Raw genomic sequence first — 19,697 nt, forward strand, 5'->3', positions numbered from 1 at the left:
TCGTACCGCATGCACAGGCCTCATTGTCGATGGGCCGCGCGCCTGGCACTCACCCTGTGGCTGCCGGCGGCGGCCATGGCCATGCCGCTGGACCAGGCCGTACGCAGCGGCCTGGCGATCCACCCGCAAGTGCGCGCCGCGGTAGCGGATGCGGCGCGTGCCGAGACCGAGGTGAAGATCGCCAAGGGCGGTTACTACCCCTCGCTGTCGCTGTCCGGCGGCCCGCAGGAGTTCGACATCGGCGAGACCGTCTACGACGTCACCGTCTCGCAGATGCTCTACGACTGGGGCCGCGTCGACAGCCAGGTGGACAGCGCCAGGGCGACCCAGCGCCAGCTGTCGGCCAGCGCCGAGGTGACCCGCGAAGACGCCGCCCTGGATATCGTCGAAACCTACCTGGACGTGCTGGTCGCGCAACGCCGTATCGATGCGGTACGCCGACACATCCGCCTGCTCGACGACATCCGTGGGATGACCGAAGCACGCGGCGCCGATGGTTATTCCGATCGCAGCGAACAGGACCGCGCCGGCCTGGAGATCGCCCGCGCCCAGGAGCAACTGGCTCTGGAAAAAGGCGCCCTGCTCGATGCCGGCAACCAGTTCGCGCTGCTCGTCGGGGCGCCAGCGCAAGGCCTGGCCGAACCGCGCCCACAGTCCATGCAGCGCTACCTGGCGACCCGCGATTTGCCAGGGCTGATCACCGGCTCGCCGCTGTACCAGCGCGCCCTTGAAGACACCAACCTGGCCCAGGCCGAGCTGCGCGGCACCAAGGCAGCGCTGCTGCCGCAACTGAACCTCGAGGCGTCGGCCACACGCAGAGAGATCGGCGGGCGCCTGCAGAACGATTCGATGGTCAACCTGCGCCTGCGCATGGACACCATCCAGGGCCTGTCCAACTTCCAGCGTCCCACCGCTGCCGCCCAGCGCCTGGAGTCCGCGAGCTGGGGCCAGGACGCCATCCAGCGCGACATTCGCCGCCAGTTGCAGAGCCTGTTCGACATCGGCGATTCGCTGCTCTGGCGCGAACATGCGCTGGCCGTGCAGGTGCGTGATTCCGAGCAGGTCGGCGGCCTGTACCGCGAGCAGTTCGAGGTGGGCCGCCGCGACGTCATCGACCTGCTCACCGTACAGCGCGAGCGTTTCGAAGCCGAGCGCCAGTTGATCGTCCTTCAGGTCGAGCGCCTGCGCCTGGAATACCGCGCTGCGGCGCAGATCGGCCTGCTCGGCCCCTTGCTGGAGAACGGCCTGAATGGATCCTGACACGCTGACCACGCCGGGCAAGAACCATGACCCGCTGCGCCAGGGCCTGGTGCTGCTGTGCCGGCAGCTCGGCCGCCCGCTGACCGACGCCGAACTGGCCGACGGCATCGCCCTGGAGCAGGGCCGCCTGCCGCTGCGCATGGTGCCGCGCGCCCTGCGCCGCGCCGATATCGTCGCCCAGGTCAGCGAAGAAAAGCTGCAACGTATCGACGACTACCTGCTACCGGCCTTGTTGCTGCTCAAGGACGCGCGCTGCGTGGTGCTGGTCGGCCAGCACGGTGAGCAGGCGGAGATCCTCGTGCCGCACAGTGACGGCGGCATGCAGCAATTGCCGATTGCCGATCTGGAATCGCTGTACAGCGGTATGGCGGTTTTCGCCAAGTGCCGCTATCGGCCAGATGGCCGCGCCGAAGAGTTCGCCAGCCCGACGCGCGAGCACTGGTTCTACGGTGCGCTCAAGCGCCTGCGGCGCTCCTATGTGGAAGTGGCCGTGGCGGCCTTCATCGCCAACCTGCTGGCCATCGCCGCCGCCCTGTTCGCCATGCAGGTCTACGACCGCGTGGTGCCCAACGCGGCCTTCGACACCCTGTGGGTGCTGGCCAGCGGCGTGGCCCTGGCCATCGTGCTGGAAAGCCTGTTGCGCGGGTTGCGCGCGCACCTGCTCACCACCCTGGGCAAGCGCCTGGATCTGCAGCTTTCGTCATTGCTGTTCGAGCGCGTGCTCAACACCCGCCTGGGCGCCAAGCCGGCCTCGGTCGGGGCTTTCAGCACGCAGATTCGTGAGTTCGAGTCGGTGCGCGAATTCTTCACCTCATCGAGCGCGGCGGTGATCAGCGACCTGCCCTTCGTGTTCATCTTCCTGTTGATCATCGCCCTGATCGGCGGCCATGTGGTCTGGGTGCCGGTGGTCGCCGCCGTGCTGATGATCCTCCCCGGCCTGCTCGCCCAGGGCCGCCTGGCACGCTTGTCGCGGCAGAACCTGCGCGAAGGGTCGGTGAAGAACGGCATCCTGCTCGAATCCATCGAGCACCTGGAAACGGTCAAGGCCAGCCGCGCCGAAGGCCGTTGCATGCACCTGTGGGAAACCCTCACCGCGCAGCTCGCCGGCAGCGCGATGAAAACCCAGAGCCTGACCTCGGCGCTCAGCTACGGGGTCAGCACCGTACAGCAGCTGTGCTACGTGGGTGTGGTGGTGTTCGGCGTGTACCGCATCAGCCACGGCTCCCTGAGCATGGGCGCACTGGTCGCCTGCTCGATCCTGGCGGCGCGCACCATCGCGCCGCTGTCGCAGATCGCCGGCATTCTCGGCCGCTGGCAGCACACCAAGGTCGCCCTCGAAGGCCTCGACCAATTGATGACCGGCCCGGTCGAGCGCCCGGCCGGGCAGCGTTTCGTGCGCAAGGAACACCTGGCCGGTGACTACCGCCTCGAGCAACTGCGCCTCGCCCATGACGACGCACCGCCCATCGTCGACATCAACGCCCTGAGCATCCGTGCGGGCGAGCGGGTCACCTTGCTGGGCGGCAACGGCGCCGGCAAATCCACCCTGCTGCGCTTGCTCGCCGGGCTGCTCGACCCGAGCGCCGGGCGGTTGATGGTCGACGACATCAGCCTGACCCAGATCGACCCCGCCGACCGCCGCCGGCATATCGGCTATCTGCCCCAGGACATCGCCCTGTTCTACGGCACCTTGCGCGACAACCTCAATCTGGAAGGCGCAGCGGTCAGCGACGAGGAGCTGTTCGAAGCCCTCGACGGCGTCGGCCTCGGCGCCTGGGTGCGCAGCCATCCGCTGGGCCTGGACATGCCCATCCAGGGCAATGCCAGCCTGTCCGGTGGCCAGCGCCAGGCGGTCGGGCTGGTGCGCGTGCTGGTGCAGGACCCGCCCATCGTGCTGCTCGACGAACCCACCTCGTCCTTCGACCAGACCAGCGAAAAGAACGTGGTCGAATACCTGCAGCACTGGGTAGACGGCCGTACCCTGATCCTGGTGACCCACAAGAAGGTCATGCTCTCGCTGGTCGAGCGTGCGGTGGTGATGCGCCAGGGCCGAGTGATCATGGACGGCGCGCTGGATCAGGTGGTGCAGGACAACGCGGTGAGCGCGCCGCAGGAGCCGAGGGGAGGCAACCATGCCGTCCAATGACCGCCTGCGCCGGCAGCTCGACGATCCCCTGCTGAGCGCCACCCACCCGCTGTTCAGGCCCTTGCTGTGGACGGTGCTGGCCACCGTGCTGCTGTTCATCGGCTGGGCCGCCTGGGCCGAGCTCGATGAAGTGACCCGCGGCGACGGCCGCGTGGTGCCCTTTACCCGTATCCAGAAGATCCAGAGCCTGGAGGGCGGCATTCTCGACCGCCTGCTGGTCGGCGAAGGCGATCTGGTCGAAGTCGGCCAGCCCCTGGTACGCCTCGATGAAACGCGCTTTCGCACCGCCTTCCAGGAATCGGCCAACCAGTCGGCGGCACTACGCGCCACCATCGCGCGCCTGGATACCGAAGTGCTGGGCAAGGAGCGCATCGACTTTGCCGAGGATATCGACCCGGCCAGTCCCCTCGCCCGCTCCGAGCAGGAGTTGTTCAAATCCCGGCGCGACAAGCTGCAGGACGGCATCAGTGCGATCAACCGGCAGATCCGCCTGGCACAGCAGCAGCTCAACCTGGTCGAGCCGTTGGTGGCCAAACGCGCCGTGAGCCAGATGGAGGCGCTCAAGCTCAGCCAGGAAATCGCCACGCTCAACGGCAAGCTGACCGAGCTGCGCAGCACCTACTTCCAGGACGCCTACACCGAGCGACAGAGCAAGAAAAGCGAGCTCAGCGCCCTGGAGCCCATCGTCGCGCAGCGCCAGGATCAGCTGCGCCGTACCGAGATCCTGTCGCCGGTACGCGGCCGGGTGAACACCGTGCTGATCAACACCCGCGGCGGGGTGATCCAGCCCGGCGAGCCGATCATGGAAGTGATTCCGGTCGAGGACCAGTTGCTCATCGAAGCCCGCATCAAACCGCGCGACGTCGCCTTTCTGGTGCCGGGCATGCCCACCAAGGTGAAGATCACCGCCTACGACTACAGCATCTACGGCTACCTGACCGGCACCCTGGAGCAGATCAGCGCCGACACCATTTTCGAGGAAACGGCCCAGGGCAAGGAGTTCTACTACGAGGTGCTGATCAAGACCGACGGCAGCCAGCTCAAACGCCGTGATGAAATCCTGCCGATCATTCCCGGCATGGTCGCGGAGGTGGACATTCTCAGCGGCAAGCGCACGGTGCTGAACTACCTGCTCAGGCCGCTGCTCAAGGCACAGCTTTACTAGAACCCGCTCACGATCTTTCTGGGCGTGCGTAATGGCAACTACGAGGCGGAAGCGGCCAGTGAGAATGTAGGAGGGGCTTTAGCCCCGAGCTTTATTAGCGCGCAAAGAGCTCGGGGCTAAAGCCCCTCCTACGGATTACGCGAACGACTCTCCCGCCACATAGCAGTCGATATGGATAAAGCCCGGCATAAAGACCGCGAACAGGTTCTTGGGCTCAAAAAGGAGAAAAACACCTCGCCGGATTAATCACAAAGTGCGGTGGAGAGTTGCATTCGCGCGTGCTATTACGAAGTCAGTGGCGCGTGCATCAGGCTTTTGGCAGTCGGCTTCGGGCCGATTATCCACAGGCTGATCACGCCGCCGGAACGCGTGGATCTAACCGCTTTCGGGGATCAGGGAAGTGCCTCACTCAGCTGGGACTGGCTCGGCTTACAGGCAGCGAGGCGCTGCCGCCGTCGAGTTCTCGATCGCCTTTATCATCTTTTTCCTGATTCTCTACGGGCTGGTCGGCTACAGCATCCCGTTTCTGCTCGGCGCCACCTATCAGGAGCTGGCCACCGAAGCCTTGCGTGACGCCATTCGCTCGCCCGATACCCGTGCCCCGTCACCCGAACAGATCGTCCTGTATCAGCAGCGCGTGCAACAGAGCGTGCACAACTCGTGGTTGCCGCCAGCCTGGGCACAACCGTGCGAAGGTTACGACGGCTTCCTGAAGACCGGGGCGGTGTGGAGCGTGTGCGTGCGCCATGGCGACCCGGAAAGCATCCTGCCGCCCTTCTCGATTCTCGGCTGGAAGGTGCCTCAGTTGCCGGACGAGATCCGCGGTGAAGCGAAGATCCGTCTGTACAGCAATGGCGCGGGGGGCTGAGCATGCATCGCGGTACGCCTGACCTTCACCGCCAGCGAGGCGCCTTCAGCATGCTGAGCGCGGCGACCCTGGTCATGGCCATCCTGTTTCTGGCCCTGGTGATCGACAGCGGCCGCCTGTACCTCGAACAGCGCAACCTGCAGAAGCTGGCGGACACGGCAGCCCTGGAATCCATATCGCGGCTCGCTTCCGGCAATTGCTCGCTGGATACCGCCCTTGCCCAGGTCTATGCCGTCGAGAATGCCGCGTCCTATGGTTTCGTCCAGGGCGCCGGGCGCACGCTGAGTTCGTCCTGCGTGAGCGTTTCGATCGTCGACGGCCTGCGCGCTCCAGTCGCCGACGCCGCCAATGGCCGGGCGGTTCGGGTGGTCACCAGCAGCCAGGTACCCGCCAGCCTCGTGGTGCGCACCGGCAGCCTGTTCGGGCTGACCGGCAGCGACAGCGTCAGGCTGCAAGCCGTTGCCGTGGCCGAGAAGGATAGCGCCCCGTTGACGGTGTTCAGCGTCGGCGCGCAATTGCTGGATCTCAATGCCAACGGGCTGGTGCCGAAGTTACTCACAGCCGCCGGCGCAAACGTCAGCGGGCTGACGGTGCTCGATTCCCAGGGCCTGGCGAACGCGCAAATCACCCCGGCTGGCTTGCTGCAGGCGCTGGGTGTGGAGGTCGGTATCAATCAGTTGAAGGCGCTTACGCCTGAAGGCCTGGCGAGCCTGGTGGATACCCGGGTCGGTGCGGTGGGCATCCAACGGCTGGTCGACGTTTCGGCCAATCTGGTGAATCACGATCAGGCATTGGCCGCCGACGTCAATGCACTGGGCGCCACACTGGGGAACTCGCAATTGAAGAATGCCACGGTAAATCTGCTGGCGACCGAGGAGCGCCCCGGCCTGCTCAAGCTGATAACCGGCCCCGGCCAGGCCGTAGGCTCCGCCCTGGACGCCAGGCTGGCGCTGGGCGAGGTGTTATCCACAGGCCTGATGACCGCGGTTCAAGGGCGTGGGTTGCTGGTGGATGAGCTCAATCTGCTCGGTGCAGTGAAGGTGAAGCTCGGCGTCGTGGAGCCACCGGCCATTGGCATCGGGCCAGTGGGCACCACGGCCTTCAATGCACAGACTCGCCTGCATATCGATATCGACAGCAACAATGTGCCCCTGGCGAGCTCCCTGCTGAATTTGCTCGGCACCTCGATCAAGCTGCCGATAATCGTCGATCTGGTCAGTGCCAAGGGCGAGCTAACCGCCATCGACTGCTCGCGCGCGGAGCCCGAGGCGACCATCGAAGTCGAGTCCACGGTCGGCAACATCTGCATCGGCGAGATGCCTGGCGGCGCGCTGTGGTCGACCCGAACCAGCTGCACCGAGTCCACCCTTCAGGACGCCAGTATCGTCAGGCTGCTGAACGCCGACCTGATCAAGGGCAAGGCCGCCGTGCCTCTGATCGCCACCGGCAACAATCCCGTGCGCGACGAACTGACCCTCGCCGAAGATGAATCCGACATCACTCAGGTCAATAATCTGAAGATTGGCGACTCGGTCGCCAACCTGCTCTCCCAGGTCAGCCGCATGATCGGTGTCGGCGCACCAAAGGACGCCAATGGCTATCCCCGCCTCACTTCTGGGCAAGCAACCGAGATCGCGGACAAATACCTGGCCACCTACCCCAACAAGGACGCCATTCGCGCCGCCATGAAAACGGACGGGTTGACCTGGCCCCGCCCGGTAGCACTGTTGCTGGACACGACGATGCCCGACGAGTGGCACAACAAGTTGCTGCTGAACAACTGCACCACGAACAAGATGCAATGCCGCACCGAACTGATTTCCTCGTTACAGACGCAACCGCAGGGCGGCCTGCTCAGCAGTGTCCTTACCGGCCTGGCCTCGTCCCTCGGCTTGAGCAGTAACTCCCAACCCCTTCTACTCACCATCCTCAATCCGGTTCTCGATGCGCTCAAGCCCGTGCTCAACGCCGTGGGCAGTGCCGTCAGCAGCCTGCTCACCAGCCTCGGCCTGGATCTCGGCAAAACCGAAATCAAGGTACACAGCATCAGCTGCGGCATCCCGCAGTTGATCCGCTGAGGTGAGTGATGAAACGTCCAGGGAAAAGCAGCCAGCAGGGCGCCGTGGCCATCGAGTTCGCCATGTTGTTCGCGGTGTTCTTCGTGGTGGTGTACGGGATCATCGCCTACAGCATTCCCATGCTGTTGCTGCTGACCTTCAAGCAGGTCAGCGCCGATGCGGCCCGCGCGACGTTGCAGGTCGACCCGGCCAATGCCGCCTATATCCAGCTGATCAGCCGGGAAGTCACAGCGGTTGTGCAACGCAGCTGGCTACCGGAAAGCTGGCGCGGTGGCCATTGCCCGGCACCCGAGCAGGATGCCGCCGGCCTGAACTGGAGCCCGTTGCCGGGCCACGCCGGCCAGCCGTCCTACGGCAACATCGCCCTCGATAATCGCGACCCGGCCGCACCGCGCTACGTGCTGCACGTCTGTCTGCAACGCGGCTACAACCACGACGGGCCCAGCGGCCAGCGAGCCATCGTGCCTACGCTGCGGCTGCTGGGGATAACGATTCCCAGCCTGCCCGAGGACGACGGTGAAGTGGTCATCCGTGGCGCCACCACCGTCACCCTTTGAGCTGGCCGTGATCAGGCGCCGATCACGCCGCCGTCGTCACGGGTGATGACCACCACCGTGGAGCGGGGATGCACGCCGGCCTGATGATCAGGGAAGCTCGAGCCGCCCTCTTCGCCCGGGTGCTGGATGCCCACGAACATGCTCGTGTAGTCCGGCGAAAAGGCCAGGCCGGTCACCTCGCAGCCCACCGGGCCGACCATGAAACGGCGGATCTCGCCCGTGTGCGGGTCGGCGCAGAGCATCTGGTTATTGCCCATGCCGGCGTAGTCACCCTTGTTGCTGTACTTGCCGTCAGTCTGGATCCACAGACGACCGCCGCCGTCGAAACCAACGCCATCCGGGCTGTTGAACATGTTGTCGGCGTTGATTGCATGGCTACCCGCCTGGGGCGTACCGGCATGCACCACCGGGTTGCCGGCGACCACGAACAGATCCCACTCGAAGTCCAGGGCGGCAGCGTCGTCAGCATGCTCGCGCCAGCGCAGGATCTGCCCGTACAGGTTGTTGGCGCGCGGGTTCGGGCCGCCGACCGGCTGCCCCGGCTCACCGCGCTTGCTGTTGTTGGTGAGGGTGCAGTAGACCTGGCCATCCTTGGGGCTGACGGTGATCCACTCGGGGCGATCCATGCGCGTGGCGCCGACGTGGGTGCCGGCCTGCCGCGCGCGAATCACCACCTCGGCCTGTTTGGCGAAGCCGTGCTCGGCGGTCAGGCCATGCTTGCCGGCGGTCAGCTCGATCCAGCGGCCGCGGCCTTTGGAGTGATCGGCATCACCGTTACCCTCGTCGAAACGCGCCACATACAGCGTGCCCCTATCGAGGATATGCCGATTGGCCTTGGCATCGCTGCGGTCCAGACGGTCGCGGGTGATGAACTTGTAGATGAACTCGCCACGCTCGTCGTCGCCCATGTACACGACCACGCGGCCATCGCGGGTGGTGGCCAGCGCCGCGTTCTCGTGCTTGAAACGGCCCAGGGCGGTGCGCTTGATCGGCTTGGCTTGCGGGTCGAACGGGTCGATCTCGACGATCCAGCCGTGGCGGTTCAGCTCATTGGGGTTCTTGGCAATATCGAAGCGCGGGTCGAAACGGTGCCACTCGTTCTCGGCGCTGGCGTGCAGCACGCTGAAACGCTTCTGATCAGGGCTGAATTGCAGGTTGGCATCACTGCTGCCAAAGCAGTCGCTGAAGTTCTCTTCGCAGGTCAGGTAGGTGCCCCAGGGCGTCTGGCCACTGGAGCAGTTCTGGAAGGTGCCCAGCGCCTCGATACCGGCCGGGTCGGCCTCTGTCTTCAGAAGCTCGTGGCCGCGTGCCGGGCCGCTCACCTCGATCGGCAGGTTGCCATGCACACGTCGGTTATAGGGCGAGCCCTGCACGAAGGCCCAGCCGGTACCACTGCGGCGCACCTCGATCACCGTCACGCCCTCGGCGTTCTGCGCCTTGCGCACGTCCTCGGCGGATTTCGGCAGGCCGCCATGGGCCAGCAGATAGCGGTAGTTCACGTATTCGTTGTTGATGGCCATCAGTGCGCGATCGGAGTCGCCCGGCCAGGGGAAGAAGCTCATGCCATCGGTGTTGTCACCGAACTGCAGCAACTGCTCGGCCGCGCTGTTGCTGCCATCGCCCTTGAAGGCCGGGCCGCCGGCCTGCAAGGGCTGGCCCCAGCTGATCAGCGGGCGGAACGAATAGCCTGGCGGCAGGGTGATGGTATCGGCCGTGGAGGCCGCCAGGTTGGCGAAACCCAGCAGAGGGCTGGGGACCGTGGCACTGATCGAATCGGCCAGTACGCTACGGCTCAGCAAGCCGCCGCCAAGAAACAACGCCGCGCCGGTCAGCGCTCCGGCTCCGATGAACCGGCGACGGGAGAGGGTCAGGCGTTCGAGGTCGGTCAATTGATCATCATGCATCACGGCGCTCCTGCGTTCTTCTGATGCGCAGGGACGCTATGTCACTGATGTGACGCTTGCATGACAGTTGATGCTACGCGCCTGGAATGCCGACAAAGTTATCGACAGGTAGGCCATGTTCACAAATACGGTTATCCAATCTGTGGATAACCTGGTAGCTCTCTGCCACAGGCCTCACAGCGAGGGCCTCTCAGAAGATTGTACAGAATTTGATCAGTAGCCAGGGTTTGTTCACAGGAGCCCTGGATAAAACCCATGAGTATTTGTGGATAAACCTTCAGGTGCCTTTTATTCCGCGCTTTACAGGGACCTGGACAATTTTTGCATACCCATATTCGTAGCGACCTGCCCTATTCCAAATCAGAATCGTCGTGTGCCGATCAGCTCGTCGAGTACCTGGGACGTTAGCCGGAACATTATCGATGTGTGGTCCTCGCCGGCCTCAATCTGGAAATCACTGCGCAACCCGTACTGCGAAAGAGCCTGCAAGCGCAGTTGTAGAGCGCGGGCATCCTGGATGCCCTGAGGTGCCTCGCGGTCACCGATCAACAAGGTAAGGCTGCTGTGGATAAGATTCAGCTGACCCGCGTGGGCGCGCTCGAAGAATGTCCGCTCGGGCGCCAGCAGATAGCGATCACGCCACCATAGCGTTGGGCTGACCGCTACCACGTGCTGGAACAGCGCGGGCCGAGTGAACAGCGTATAGATGCCGAACATCCCGCCAAAGGAGTGCCCCACCAGGCTGCGCTGGTCCTGGTCGACCTCGAAGCGCTTGGTGACCTCCGGCATCAGGCGCTCCTCGATGAAGTCGAGAAACAGGTCCTGCCCACCCTGAGGCGGCGTGTTGCGCTCGGGGGGTTGCGGCGGAGAAAGCTCGAATGCACGACGCTCGAAGTCCAGCGGCGTGTCGCTTGGATAGCCGATGGCCACCAGAATCGCTCCGCGCAGCCGCTTCTGAGCACGTTTGGCTGCGTGGAAGGCCGGAAAGTAGGCATTGTCGTCGAGCAGGTAGATCACCGGGTAGCCGCCGGTGTAGGGCATGTCCCCCTCCGGCAGGCTGATCATGATGCGGTACTCGCGCCCTTCGGCGCTTTTCATCTTCCATTGCTCGGTAGCGTCCAGCATCACCGGCTCGGCCTGGGCGGCCGCCAGGCTAGCCAGCAACAGTGCGCCGAACAACGCAACCCGTACGCCGATTGCGATCACCAGCTGTAACTCAGGCTGGTGACCACGCTGCGCGCTTCGCCGCGGTAGCAATTGCTGTCCTGGCAATTGATGTAGCGCTTGTCGGTCAGGTTGCGCGCATTGAGCGCCAGGCGCACGCCATCCAGGCCACCGCCGAAGTCGTAGTGCACTCCGGCGTCGATCAGGGTGTAGGCCTCGTTCTTCAGGGTGTTGTCACCGTTGCCATAGGTGCTGCCGGTGTAACGGGCACCGCCCGAGACACCGAGCCCGAACGGCAGGCGGTAATCCAGCCACAGCGACGCCAGATGGCGCGGTACGTTCTTCGGGGCCTTGCCCTGGTAGTCGCTGTCCTTGGTGACCTCGGCGTCGTTGAAGCTGTAGCTGGCCGTCATGCGCAGGCTGTCGCTCAAGTCGGAGACCGCTTCGAGCTCGAGGCCGCGAGAAACCTGCTCGCCGGTCTGCACCTGAAAGCTGCTGTTCGCTGGATCTCGCGTCACCACGTTGGTCTGGGTCAAGTGATACAACGAGGCCGTAAGCAGGGTGCTGGTACCCGGCGGCTGGTACTTGAGGCCAACCTCGTACTGCTCGCCCTCGCTTGGGGAAAATGGGTTGCCGGCGGAGTCGGAACCGCTTTGCGGCAGGAACGAAGTCGCGTAGCTGGCGTAGGGCGCCAGGCCGCTATCGAACAGGTAGAGCGCGCCGACCGAGCCGGTGGTGGCCGAATTGGTGATCTTGCTGTTGATGTCGCTACCGAACTGGTCGCCATTGGAGCGGGCATGCACCCAGTCGCGACGCAGCCCGGCGGACAAGCGCCAGCGATCGAGCTCGATCTGATCCTGCAGATAGACACCGGCGCGATGCTCCAGGCCATCCCTGTCGACCAACACGGTGTCGGGGCGAGAGATCGGTTGATGATAGTCGGGGGCATCGAGGTCGAGCGACGGTGCGCTGCCTGTGGCATACAGCAACTCGGTATCGAGCCAGGCATAGTCCACACCGCTGACCAGCGTGTGTTGCAGGTTGCCAGTGTCGAAACGACTGATCAGCCGGGTGTCGGTGGAGAGTGTGGCCATGTCCTCGTAGCTGCCTGCGGTGCTGCGAGGGAGTATGTTGTCGGCGCTGACCGGCCCAACATCCAGGTATTGATTGGTGGTGTCCAGCTGACCGTAACGCAGGTTCTGCTGCAGGCTGAAGGTGTCGTTGAAGGCGTGCTCGAACTCGTAGCCGACCGTCCACTTGCGCTGTTCGAGCTTGTCGAAATACTCGTCGCCCTGCCAGATGCCGGTGAGGTGATCACCATCCTGATAGAGCATCGGCGACGCCGCCGTCTGCCGCTCCTGGTACTGGGCCAGCAGCGTCAGGCTGGTATCCGGGTCGATCTGCCAGCTCAGCGAAGGCGCCAGCAGGCGCGTGTTGTTGTCCATCTGCTCGATGGAGTACTCGGCATCTCGATAGATGCCCACGGTGCGAAACAGCACATTGCCCGCTTCATCCAGCTTGCCGCCCACATCGAACTGGCCCTGCCGATGATCGTAGTTGCCAACCTGCACTTCTACTTCATTCTTCGCCAGCAGGCTTGGCCGCTTGCTGACCCGGTTCACCATGCCGCCGGGGCTGATCTGCCCATACAATACGGAGGCCGGCCCCTTGAGCACTTCGATGCGCTCCAGGCTATACGCCTCGAGGGTGGGCAAGGCCAACCAGCCACTGCCAGCCTGACGCAAGCCGTCCAGAAAATCGGCGGACTGGGTGGTCTCGAAGCCACGCACGTTGATGGTGTCGAAGCGCGGATCCAGGCCCGACCCGCCGACCCGCACACCCGCCGTGTAAGCGACCGCGTCCTCGACCCGGTTGACCTTGCGAGCGGCGATCTGCTCGGCCGTCACCACACTGATGCTTTGCGCGGTTTCCAGGATTGGCTTGTCGCTCTTGGTGGCACTGCTGGCGTTACTGGCGAAATAACCACCCGCCGGCTCGAAGGCATTCGGCGTCGCTGCCGCTTCGATGCTGGTTGCCTCGAGCTGCATACTGGCCTCGACCTTGCCCGGCAGCACCACGTAGCCCGACGTCGTCTTGTGGGCGACCAGGCCGCTACCATCGAGCAGCTTCGCCAGCCCGTCCTCCAGCGGGCCGCCACCTGAAAGGCCCGGGCTGCTAAGGCCACGCACCGTATCCGGCGAGTAGGACAAGGTGACCCCGGTGCGCTCGGCAAAGGTGCTCAGCGCCTGCTCCAGCGGCCCGGCCGCGATAGGCGGGGCGACGACTGCAGCGACTGGCTGGGCAGCCTGCACCGTCATGCTCGCCGTTGCACCAAGCAAGGCCAGCGCCAGGCAGATGGCGCCTGGCAACGTACGGGGCTGAAGCTGAAATGGCAGGGGGCTGGCAGCACGCATGAGGGTATCCATTGAGGGAGTGATTCCCTCTAACCGGATGAGCCGGAAAAGTCCGACATTCGATTTAGAAATCGGGGTTTCATTGGCGGTTATGGGGCGGTAGCGGACGTTTCCCGCTCCCACAGGTACTGCATCGATGGCCGCTTCTACCTTCGAACAGCCACTCGCGGTAGGCCTCAGGCCACCGGCACCACGCGTACCCACCAGCGCGTGCGCTCGACGATCCTCACCGGCAACAGGTGAGCAATGTTGCCCAGCATCGCGTCGGGCTCATCCAGGCGGAACACCCCGGAAAGGTGCAGTTCGGCAACGGCGTCATCGCAGGTCAGCCAACCCTTTCGATAACGACCTGCTTCGGCCAGGAAGTCAGCCAGGCGAATATCGCTGACCACCAGCAGGCCACGCGCCCAGGAGAAGGGATCGACAGGCCCCTTGCCGAGAGGCGTCATAGCCGCTGCGGACACCCCCAGCCCCTCGCCATCGCTTAGCCGCACCTGGCCGACCGCGGTGGACACCAGCGCCTCGCCACGCTGTACATGGATCTCGCTGTAACCATCATGTTCGCGCAGCAGCACGCTGGCGTTGCGGCCCTGGCAGGTGGCGAAACGGCAGCGGGCCTGCCAGTGCACGCCCTCCACCAACGCTTCGCCAGCACGCAGAATCAACTCCTGCCCCGCTACGTCCAGGGCACTTCCGGTGTTGAGCATCACCTCCGCCGCCACGCCCAGACTGATGCGGCGGCGCTCACCCGTCGCCGTGGCGAAATCGGCCCGCCAGGTAGGCGAGGTTTGCGCCACCAACGCCGTCGCACCACCCACCACCAGTCCAAGACCGAGCAACTTCAGCGTGCGTCGCCGGCTCAGGTCCGCTTCGGCACGGCGCAACAAGGGGATTGTTTGCGCCGCATCCGGCAACCGGCTGGCCTGGAACAGCCCACCCATCTCCTGCAAGCGCTGCCAGGCCAGACGATGGCGGGCATCGCACTCCAACCACTTTTGCAACTGCTGTTGCACATCGGTAACGGCGCCATGGTCACGCAAGCGCATCTGCCACTCGATGGCCGCGCAGACGATGGCCTCCGGCAAGCGCTCCGTCGTACTCACTGCGTGGTCTCGAAGCAGGCGCGATAGCAGTGCAGCAATGCACTCGCTACATGGCGCTCGACGGTACGGCTGGTAACCCCCAGTTGCTCGGCAATCTGCCGGTGAGTGAGGCCGCCGAGCTGGTAGAGCAGAAAGGCCTCGCGTATGGCGGGCTTGAGACCGTCGAGCAAGCCAGCGATTCGCTCCAGGCATTCCAGCGCCTCGTGACGCACGTCCGGCGGCGGGTAACTGGCTTCGGGCAACTGCGCCAATGCGTCGAGGTAGGCCCGCTCCAGCGCATCACGACGCCAGTGATCGATCACCAGGCCACGGGCGACACGAACCAGCAAGGCACGCGGTGCCTGATCGCTGATCGGCTTGCCACGCATCAGCAACCGCACGAAGGTGTCCTGAGCCAGATCCGCCGCCTGCTGCGAACAGCCGAGCGAACGCCGCAACCAGCCATTCAGCCAGCGGTGGTGCGTGCCATAAAGCACATCGAGCGGGACGATGGAATCCGTTTCAGGTAGCGACATGGACGCCCTCCGAGGCCGACAAGCGCGAAGAACAGCGTGGACAAGCTGGCGACCGCGCACATTATTCGCGAATCATTCTTATTACAACCTCTGGTGAGGATCAATCGACGGGCAGCCGCCATTAGCGCCGTCATTCGCACCCCGACATGACAGAAACGCGCGTATGGATATATGATCCATATATATTTCGTATATCAGGATTAACCATGGGTATCGTCAATATCGAAGACGAGCTGCACGACCAGCTTCGCCGAGCAAGCAGCGTGTCGCACCGCTCCATCAATGCCCAGGCCGGGTTCTGGATTCGCATCGGCATGCTCTGTGAAATGAATCCAACCCTCAGCTTCAACGAAGTGATGGCCGCCGAGCTGCGTGCTGCCGGCGTATCGGCGCCCGGGCTGGCGAACGCGTCATGATCAAGACGCCGGAGGAAATCACCTTGATGGCCGAAGCCGGCCGGCTATTGGCCTCGGTCTTCACTCACCTCGATCAGCTGAACCTGTGCGGGATGTCGACCCTGCAGGTCGACGGCTTTGTGGATAACTTCATTGTCCACAACCTCAAGGCGCGCCCGGCCAGTAAAGGCCAGTACGGTTTCGCCTATTCGCTCAACGCCTCCATCAACCAAGTGGTGTGCCACGGGGTACCGAGCGGCAAGGACATCTTGCAGAACGGCGACCTGGTAAATGTCGATATCACTCTGGAAAAGAACGGCTATATCGCCGATTCGAGCAAAACCTACCTGATCGGCAGCGTATCGCCGGAAGCGCAGCGCCTTACCCGCGTGACCTACGAGGCGCTGTGGAAAGGGATCGCGGCGGTACGACCCGGCGGCCGGCTGGGCGACATTGGCCATGCCATCGAACGCCACGCCCGCGCCCACGGCTATTCGGTGGTACGCGAGTATTGCGGTCATGGCATCGGCAAACAGATGCATGAAGCACCGGAAGTGCTGCACTGGGGCAAGGCCGGAACCGGCCTGACCCTGCGCGAGGGCATGACCTTCACCATCGAGCCGATGATCAACCAGGGCAAGCCCGGTACCAGGACCTTGCGTGACGGTTGGACGGTAGTCACCAACGATGGGCTGCTGTCCGCGCAGTTCGAGCACACCGTTGCCGTCACCGCCGATGGCGTCCGCGTGCTGACCCTACGACCGGATGAGACGCCGCTGCGCTGATACAGGTTTAACGTCAAAACCGGCCGGTCTACCTATTCAGCCGATGGCCGCATAAGTTCAATCAGCTATCGAGCCTGACCAGCACCCAAGGCAGCATCAGTTGGGTCAGCGGCCCAATGCCAAAGGCGAACAGCACGGTGCCGATGCCCAGCACTTTGTAGCCGGCGAGCAAGGTGCCGACCAGCAGCACGGCCAATTCGATGGCGGTGCGCATGGAGCGCAGCGAATAACCGGTTACCCGATGCAGGCCGGTCATCAGGCCGTCACGCGGGCCACGCCCCAGCTGGGCGCCGATATACAGTGCCGAGCCGAAACCGCAGAGCAGAACGCCGCCCAGGGTCAGCAGCAGGCGCCAGACGAAGCCTTCCGGCGCCACCAGCATCTGCAGGGTGAAGTCCGCCACCACGCCGATCACCACGGCGTTGGCGATGGTGCCGAGGCCGGGAATCTCCCGCAGCGGAATCCACAGCAGCAGCACCAGGAAGGACACGCCCACCACGATCCAGCCAAAGCTCAACGGCAGCAACTTGGCCAGCCCGACATGCAGCGCATCCCAGGGCGACAGCCCAAGGTTGCCGCGGATCATCATCGCCATGGAAATGCCGAAGAAGGCCAGGCCGACGAACAGCTGCAGCAGACGCTGCGGCAGGTGGCCGGCACGCAGTTGGGCGAGTGGCCCGAGCTGGGCCAGCACAGCCTTGTCGCCCATCACTCCACCGTGACCGACTTGGCCAGGTTGCGTGGCTGATCGACGTCGGTGCCGCGCAGCACGGCAACGTGGTAGGACAGCAGCTGCAACGGCAGGGTGTAGAGAATCGGGGCCAGGGCGTCGTGGATGTGCGGCATGTTCACCACGTGGGTACCCTCGCCATTGCTCATGGCCGCACTGGCATCGGCGAACACGATCAGCTCGCCACCCCGGGCGCGAACCACCTGCAGGTTGGATTTGAGCTTGTCGAGCAGGTCGTTGTTGGGCGCCACGGTGACGACCGGCATGTCGGCATCGACCAGGGCCAGCGGGCCGTGCTTGAGCTCACCCGCCGGGTAGGCTTCGGCGTGGATATAGGAGATTTCCTTGAGCTTGAGCGCGCCTTCCATCGCCACCGGGTACTGGGCGCCACGGCCGAGGAACAGGGTGTGGTGCTTTTCGGCGAACAACTCGGAAACCTTCTCGACGACCTTGTCCATCGCCAGGGCTTCATCCAGGCGCGCCGGCAGGCGGCGCAGCTCGTCGACCAGCTCGGCGGCAACGCCGTTTTGCAGCGTGCCCTTTACCTGACCGAGGGCCAGGGTCAGCAGCATCAGGCCGACCAACTGGGTGGTGAAGGCCTTGGTCGAGGCGACGCCGATTTCCGGGCCGGCATGGGTCAGCAGGGTCAGGTCGGACTCACGCACCAGCGAGCTGATGCCGACGTTGCAGATCGCCAGGCTGGCCAGGTAACCGCCATCGGCCTTGGCGTTACGCAGCGCGGCCAGGGTGTCGGCGGTCTCGCCGGACTGCGAGATGCTGACGAACAGGGTATCTGGCTGGACCGCGACACGGCGGTAGCGAAACTCGCTGGCCACCTCGACCTGGCAGGGAATGCCCGCCAGCCCTTCGAGCCAGTAACGGGCGACCATGCCAGCGTGGTAACTGGTGCCGCAGGCGACGATCTGTACGTTGCGCACCTTGGCGAACAGCTCGGCAGCCTGAGGGCCAAAGGCCTGCACCAGCACATGGTCACTGCCGAGGCGGCCTTCCAGAGTGCGTTGCACGACGGTGGGCTGCTCGTGGATTTCCTTGAGCATGAAGTGGCGGAACGCGCCCTTGTCGGCCGCATCGGCGCCTTCGTGGTATTGCACGGCTTCGCGCTGTACCAGGTTGCCGGCGGCATCCCAGATCTGCACGCTGTCGCGCTGGATTTCGGCGATATCACCCTCTTCCAGGTACATGAACCGGTCGGTGACCTGGCGCAGGGCGAGCTGGTCGGAAGCGAGGAAGTTCTCGCCCAGGCCCAGACCGATCACCAGCGGGCTGCCACTGCGCGCGGCCAGCAGGCGATCCGGGTTGGCCGCACTGATCACCGCCAGGCCATAGGCGCCGCGCAGTTGCTTGACCACGGCCTTGAGGGCGCCGGCCAGGTCGCTGTGGCTTTTCAGGGTGTGATCGAGCAGGTGCACGATGACTTCGGTGTCGGTATCCGAACTGAAGGTATAACCCAGGCCTTGCAGTTGCTCACGCAGCGGGCCGTGGTTTTCGATGATGCCGTTGTGCACCACTGCCAGTTGGTCACCGGAGAAATGTGGATGGGCATTGTTTTCGGTCGGCACGCCGTGGGTGGCCCAACGGGTGTGGGCGATACCCAGGCGGCCCGGCAGCGGTTCGCTGTCCAGTGCCGCTTCAAGCTCGCTGACCTTGCCGACGCGACGACGGCGCTGCAGGCTGCCCATGTCATCGAGCAGCGCCACGCCGGAGCTGTCATAGCCGCGGTACTCGAGGCGCTTGAGGCCCTCGACCAGCACGGCGGTGATGTTGCGTTCGGCAATGGCGCCTACGATGCCACACATAGCGTTCTCCTCAGGATGCGTCAGTGGCCGCGCAGATCAGCTGGATCCCGCGGGCCAAGAGTTGTTCGCGCGCCTCGCTGTCGAGACGCTCGTCGGTAATCAGGGTATGCACGCTGCCCCAGGGCAGCTCGAGATTGGGAATGCGCCGGCCGATCTTGTCGCTCTCGACCATGACGATCACCTCACGGGCCACCTCGGCCATGACCCGTGACAGGCCCAGCAATTCGTTGAAGGTGGTGGTGCCGCGCTGAAGGTCGATGCCGTCGGCACCGATGAACAGCTGGTCGAAATCATAAGAGCGCAGCACCTGCTCGGCGACCTGGCCCTGAAAGGATTCCGAATGCGGATCCCAGGTACCGCCGGTCATCAGCAGCACCGGCTCGTGCTCGATATCGCGTAGCGCATTGGCCACGTTCAGGGAATTGGTCATCACCACCAGCCCAGGCTTGTAGCCCAGCTCGGGAATCATCGCTGCCGTGGTGGTGCCGCTGTCGATGATGATCCGCGCATGCTCGCGAATCCTCGCTACGCCCGCCCTGGCAATGGCCTGCTTGTAGCGGGAAACCGGCTGGCTGCTCTCGACCATCATTTCCTGCGGCAGCGGCACCGCGCCGCCGTAACGGCGCAGCAGCAGGCCATTGGCTTCCAGCGCGGCAAGATCCTTGCGAATGGTGACTTCGGAGGTGGCGAAACGCTTGGCCAGGGCGTCGACGCTCACCTCGCCCAGCTCGGCGAGCAGGGCGAGAATGGTGTGGCGACGTTGCGGCGTGTTGCGTTTTGACATGCTTAAGTTTCG

The 19,697-nt window shown here is 64.3% G+C and carries 16 protein-coding genes; 8 read left to right on the forward strand and 8 right to left on the reverse strand.

Going from position 1 to position 19,697, the window contains the following annotated elements; all coding sequences use genetic code 11:
* Positions 1 to 9 precede the first annotated feature (9 nt).
* From BVH03_RS19585 to BVH03_RS19610, 6 genes are all read left to right on the forward strand, one after another.
* Positions 10 to 1,260: a TolC family protein gene (locus BVH03_RS19585; RefSeq protein ID WP_143486013.1), complete on the forward strand. Its 1,251-nt coding sequence runs from the start codon at positions 10 to 12 to the stop codon at positions 1,258 to 1,260.
* A complete protein-coding gene (locus BVH03_RS19590; protein ID WP_075962747.1) occupies positions 1,250 to 3,406 on the forward strand; it encodes a type I secretion system permease/ATPase in 2,157 nt (718 codons plus the stop codon). The genes BVH03_RS19585 and BVH03_RS19590 overlap by 11 nt, the downstream gene beginning before the upstream one ends.
* The gene (locus BVH03_RS19595) at positions 3,393 to 4,571 is read left to right on the forward strand and encodes an HlyD family efflux transporter periplasmic adaptor subunit (protein ID WP_075962748.1); all 1,179 of its coding nucleotides are present in this window, start codon (positions 3,393 to 3,395) and stop codon (positions 4,569 to 4,571) included. The genes BVH03_RS19590 and BVH03_RS19595 overlap by 14 nt, the downstream gene beginning before the upstream one ends.
* A 400-nt stretch (positions 4,572 to 4,971) precedes the next feature.
* The gene (locus BVH03_RS19600; protein ID WP_075962749.1) at positions 4,972 to 5,439 is read left to right on the forward strand and encodes a TadE/TadG family type IV pilus assembly protein; all 468 of its coding nucleotides are present in this window, start codon (positions 4,972 to 4,974) and stop codon (positions 5,437 to 5,439) included.
* Positions 5,440 to 5,489: 50 nt separating this feature from the next.
* On the forward strand, positions 5,490 to 7,517 hold the full coding sequence (locus BVH03_RS19605; RefSeq protein ID WP_168175649.1) for a pilus assembly protein TadG-related protein: 2,028 nt from the start codon (positions 5,490 to 5,492) through the stop codon (positions 7,515 to 7,517).
* Positions 7,518 to 7,525: 8 nt separating this feature from the next.
* Positions 7,526 to 8,074, forward strand: coding sequence for a TadE family protein (locus tag BVH03_RS19610; RefSeq protein WP_075962751.1), 549 nt, complete (start codon positions 7,526 to 7,528; stop codon positions 8,072 to 8,074).
* An 11-nt stretch (positions 8,075 to 8,085) separates the two neighbouring features.
* Here BVH03_RS19610 and BVH03_RS19615 read toward each other — a convergent pair whose 3' ends face one another.
* The 5 genes from BVH03_RS19615 to BVH03_RS19635 form a co-directional block, all read right to left on the reverse strand.
* Positions 8,086 to 9,978, reverse strand: a complete 1,893-nt coding sequence (locus tag BVH03_RS19615) for a PhoX family phosphatase (protein WP_075962752.1) — start codon at positions 9,976 to 9,978, stop codon at positions 8,086 to 8,088.
* Between the two features lie 360 nt (positions 9,979 to 10,338).
* Entirely contained in the window at positions 10,339 to 11,184 is an 846-nt protein-coding gene (locus tag BVH03_RS19620; protein WP_256574763.1) for an alpha/beta hydrolase, read from the reverse strand.
* Positions 11,181 to 13,556, reverse strand: a complete 2,376-nt coding sequence (locus BVH03_RS19625; RefSeq protein ID WP_075962753.1) for a TonB-dependent siderophore receptor — start codon at positions 13,554 to 13,556, stop codon at positions 11,181 to 11,183. The genes BVH03_RS19620 and BVH03_RS19625 overlap by 4 nt, the downstream gene beginning before the upstream one ends.
* Positions 13,557 to 13,732: 176 nt before the next feature.
* Positions 13,733 to 14,659 carry a DUF4880 domain-containing protein gene (locus tag BVH03_RS19630; RefSeq protein ID WP_075962754.1) on the reverse strand — a complete coding sequence of 309 codons (927 nt, stop codon included), beginning with the start codon at positions 14,657 to 14,659 and terminating at the stop codon, positions 13,733 to 13,735.
* Positions 14,656 to 15,174, reverse strand: coding sequence for a sigma-70 family RNA polymerase sigma factor (locus BVH03_RS19635; protein ID WP_075962755.1), 519 nt, complete (start codon positions 15,172 to 15,174; stop codon positions 14,656 to 14,658). Before BVH03_RS19635 ends, BVH03_RS19630 begins: the two co-directional genes overlap by 4 nt.
* A gap of 206 nt (positions 15,175 to 15,380) precedes the next feature.
* Here BVH03_RS19635 and BVH03_RS19640 point away from each other — a divergent pair, with 206 nt between their 5' ends.
* Both BVH03_RS19640 and map read left to right on the forward strand, forming a co-directional pair.
* Positions 15,381 to 15,590, forward strand: coding sequence for a ParD-like family protein (locus tag BVH03_RS19640; RefSeq protein ID WP_075962756.1), 210 nt, complete (start codon positions 15,381 to 15,383; stop codon positions 15,588 to 15,590).
* A complete protein-coding gene (gene map, locus BVH03_RS19645; protein WP_075962757.1) occupies positions 15,587 to 16,354 on the forward strand; it encodes a type I methionyl aminopeptidase in 768 nt (255 codons plus the stop codon). The genes BVH03_RS19640 and map overlap by 4 nt, the downstream gene beginning before the upstream one ends.
* 61 nt (positions 16,355 to 16,415) lie before the next feature.
* On the opposite strand, the gene BVH03_RS19650 is transcribed toward map, so the two are convergent.
* From BVH03_RS19650 to BVH03_RS19660, 3 genes are read right to left on the reverse strand one after another with little or no spacing between them, the layout of a single operon-like run.
* On the reverse strand, positions 16,416 to 17,063 hold the full coding sequence (locus BVH03_RS19650; protein ID WP_075962758.1) for a YitT family protein: 648 nt from the start codon (positions 17,061 to 17,063) through the stop codon (positions 16,416 to 16,418).
* Positions 17,063 to 18,901 (reverse strand): glutamine--fructose-6-phosphate transaminase (isomerizing), encoded by a 1,839-nt coding sequence (gene glmS / locus BVH03_RS19655; RefSeq protein ID WP_075962759.1) that lies wholly within the window; start codon positions 18,899 to 18,901, stop codon positions 17,063 to 17,065. The genes BVH03_RS19650 and glmS overlap by 1 nt, the downstream gene beginning before the upstream one ends.
* 10 nt (positions 18,902 to 18,911) lie before the next feature.
* The gene (locus BVH03_RS19660) at positions 18,912 to 19,685 is read right to left on the reverse strand and encodes a DeoR/GlpR family DNA-binding transcription regulator (RefSeq protein WP_075962760.1); all 774 of its coding nucleotides are present in this window, start codon (positions 19,683 to 19,685) and stop codon (positions 18,912 to 18,914) included.
* Positions 19,686 to 19,697 lie beyond the last annotated feature (12 nt).

Origin of the sequence: Pseudomonas sp. PA15(2017) (assembly GCF_001945395.1) — a bacterium.
Classification (GTDB): domain Bacteria; phylum Pseudomonadota; class Gammaproteobacteria; order Pseudomonadales; family Pseudomonadaceae; genus Aquipseudomonas.

Excerpts from the sequence above, each read along its gene's own strand:
- BVH03_RS19625 (WP_075962753.1), bottom strand. The coding sequence starts at position 13,556 with ATGCGTGCTGCCAGCCCCCTGCCATTTCAGCTTCAGCCCCGTACGTTG.
- BVH03_RS19610 (WP_075962751.1), top strand. The coding sequence starts at position 7,526 with ATGAAACGTCCAGGGAAAAGCAGCCAGCAGGGCGCCGTGGCCATCGAG.
- glmS (WP_075962759.1), bottom strand. The coding sequence starts at position 18,901 with ATGTGTGGCATCGTAGGCGCCATTGCCGAACGCAACATCACCGCCGTG.
- BVH03_RS19585 (WP_143486013.1), top strand. The coding sequence starts at position 10 with ATGCACAGGCCTCATTGTCGATGGGCCGCGCGCCTGGCACTCACCCTG.
- map (WP_075962757.1), top strand. The coding sequence starts at position 15,587 with ATGATCAAGACGCCGGAGGAAATCACCTTGATGGCCGAAGCCGGCCGG.
- BVH03_RS19635 (WP_075962755.1), bottom strand. The coding sequence starts at position 15,174 with ATGTCGCTACCTGAAACGGATTCCATCGTCCCGCTCGATGTGCTTTAT.
- BVH03_RS19615 (WP_075962752.1), bottom strand. The coding sequence starts at position 9,978 with ATGCATGATGATCAATTGACCGACCTCGAACGCCTGACCCTCTCCCGT.
- BVH03_RS19650 (WP_075962758.1), bottom strand. The coding sequence starts at position 17,063 with ATGGGCGACAAGGCTGTGCTGGCCCAGCTCGGGCCACTCGCCCAACTG.
- BVH03_RS19605 (WP_168175649.1), top strand. The coding sequence starts at position 5,490 with ATGCTGAGCGCGGCGACCCTGGTCATGGCCATCCTGTTTCTGGCCCTG.
- BVH03_RS19590 (WP_075962747.1), top strand. The coding sequence starts at position 1,250 with ATGGATCCTGACACGCTGACCACGCCGGGCAAGAACCATGACCCGCTG.
- BVH03_RS19640 (WP_075962756.1), top strand. The coding sequence starts at position 15,381 with ATGGGTATCGTCAATATCGAAGACGAGCTGCACGACCAGCTTCGCCGA.
- BVH03_RS19595 (WP_075962748.1), top strand. The coding sequence starts at position 3,393 with ATGCCGTCCAATGACCGCCTGCGCCGGCAGCTCGACGATCCCCTGCTG.
- BVH03_RS19660 (WP_075962760.1), bottom strand. The coding sequence starts at position 19,685 with ATGTCAAAACGCAACACGCCGCAACGTCGCCACACCATTCTCGCCCTG.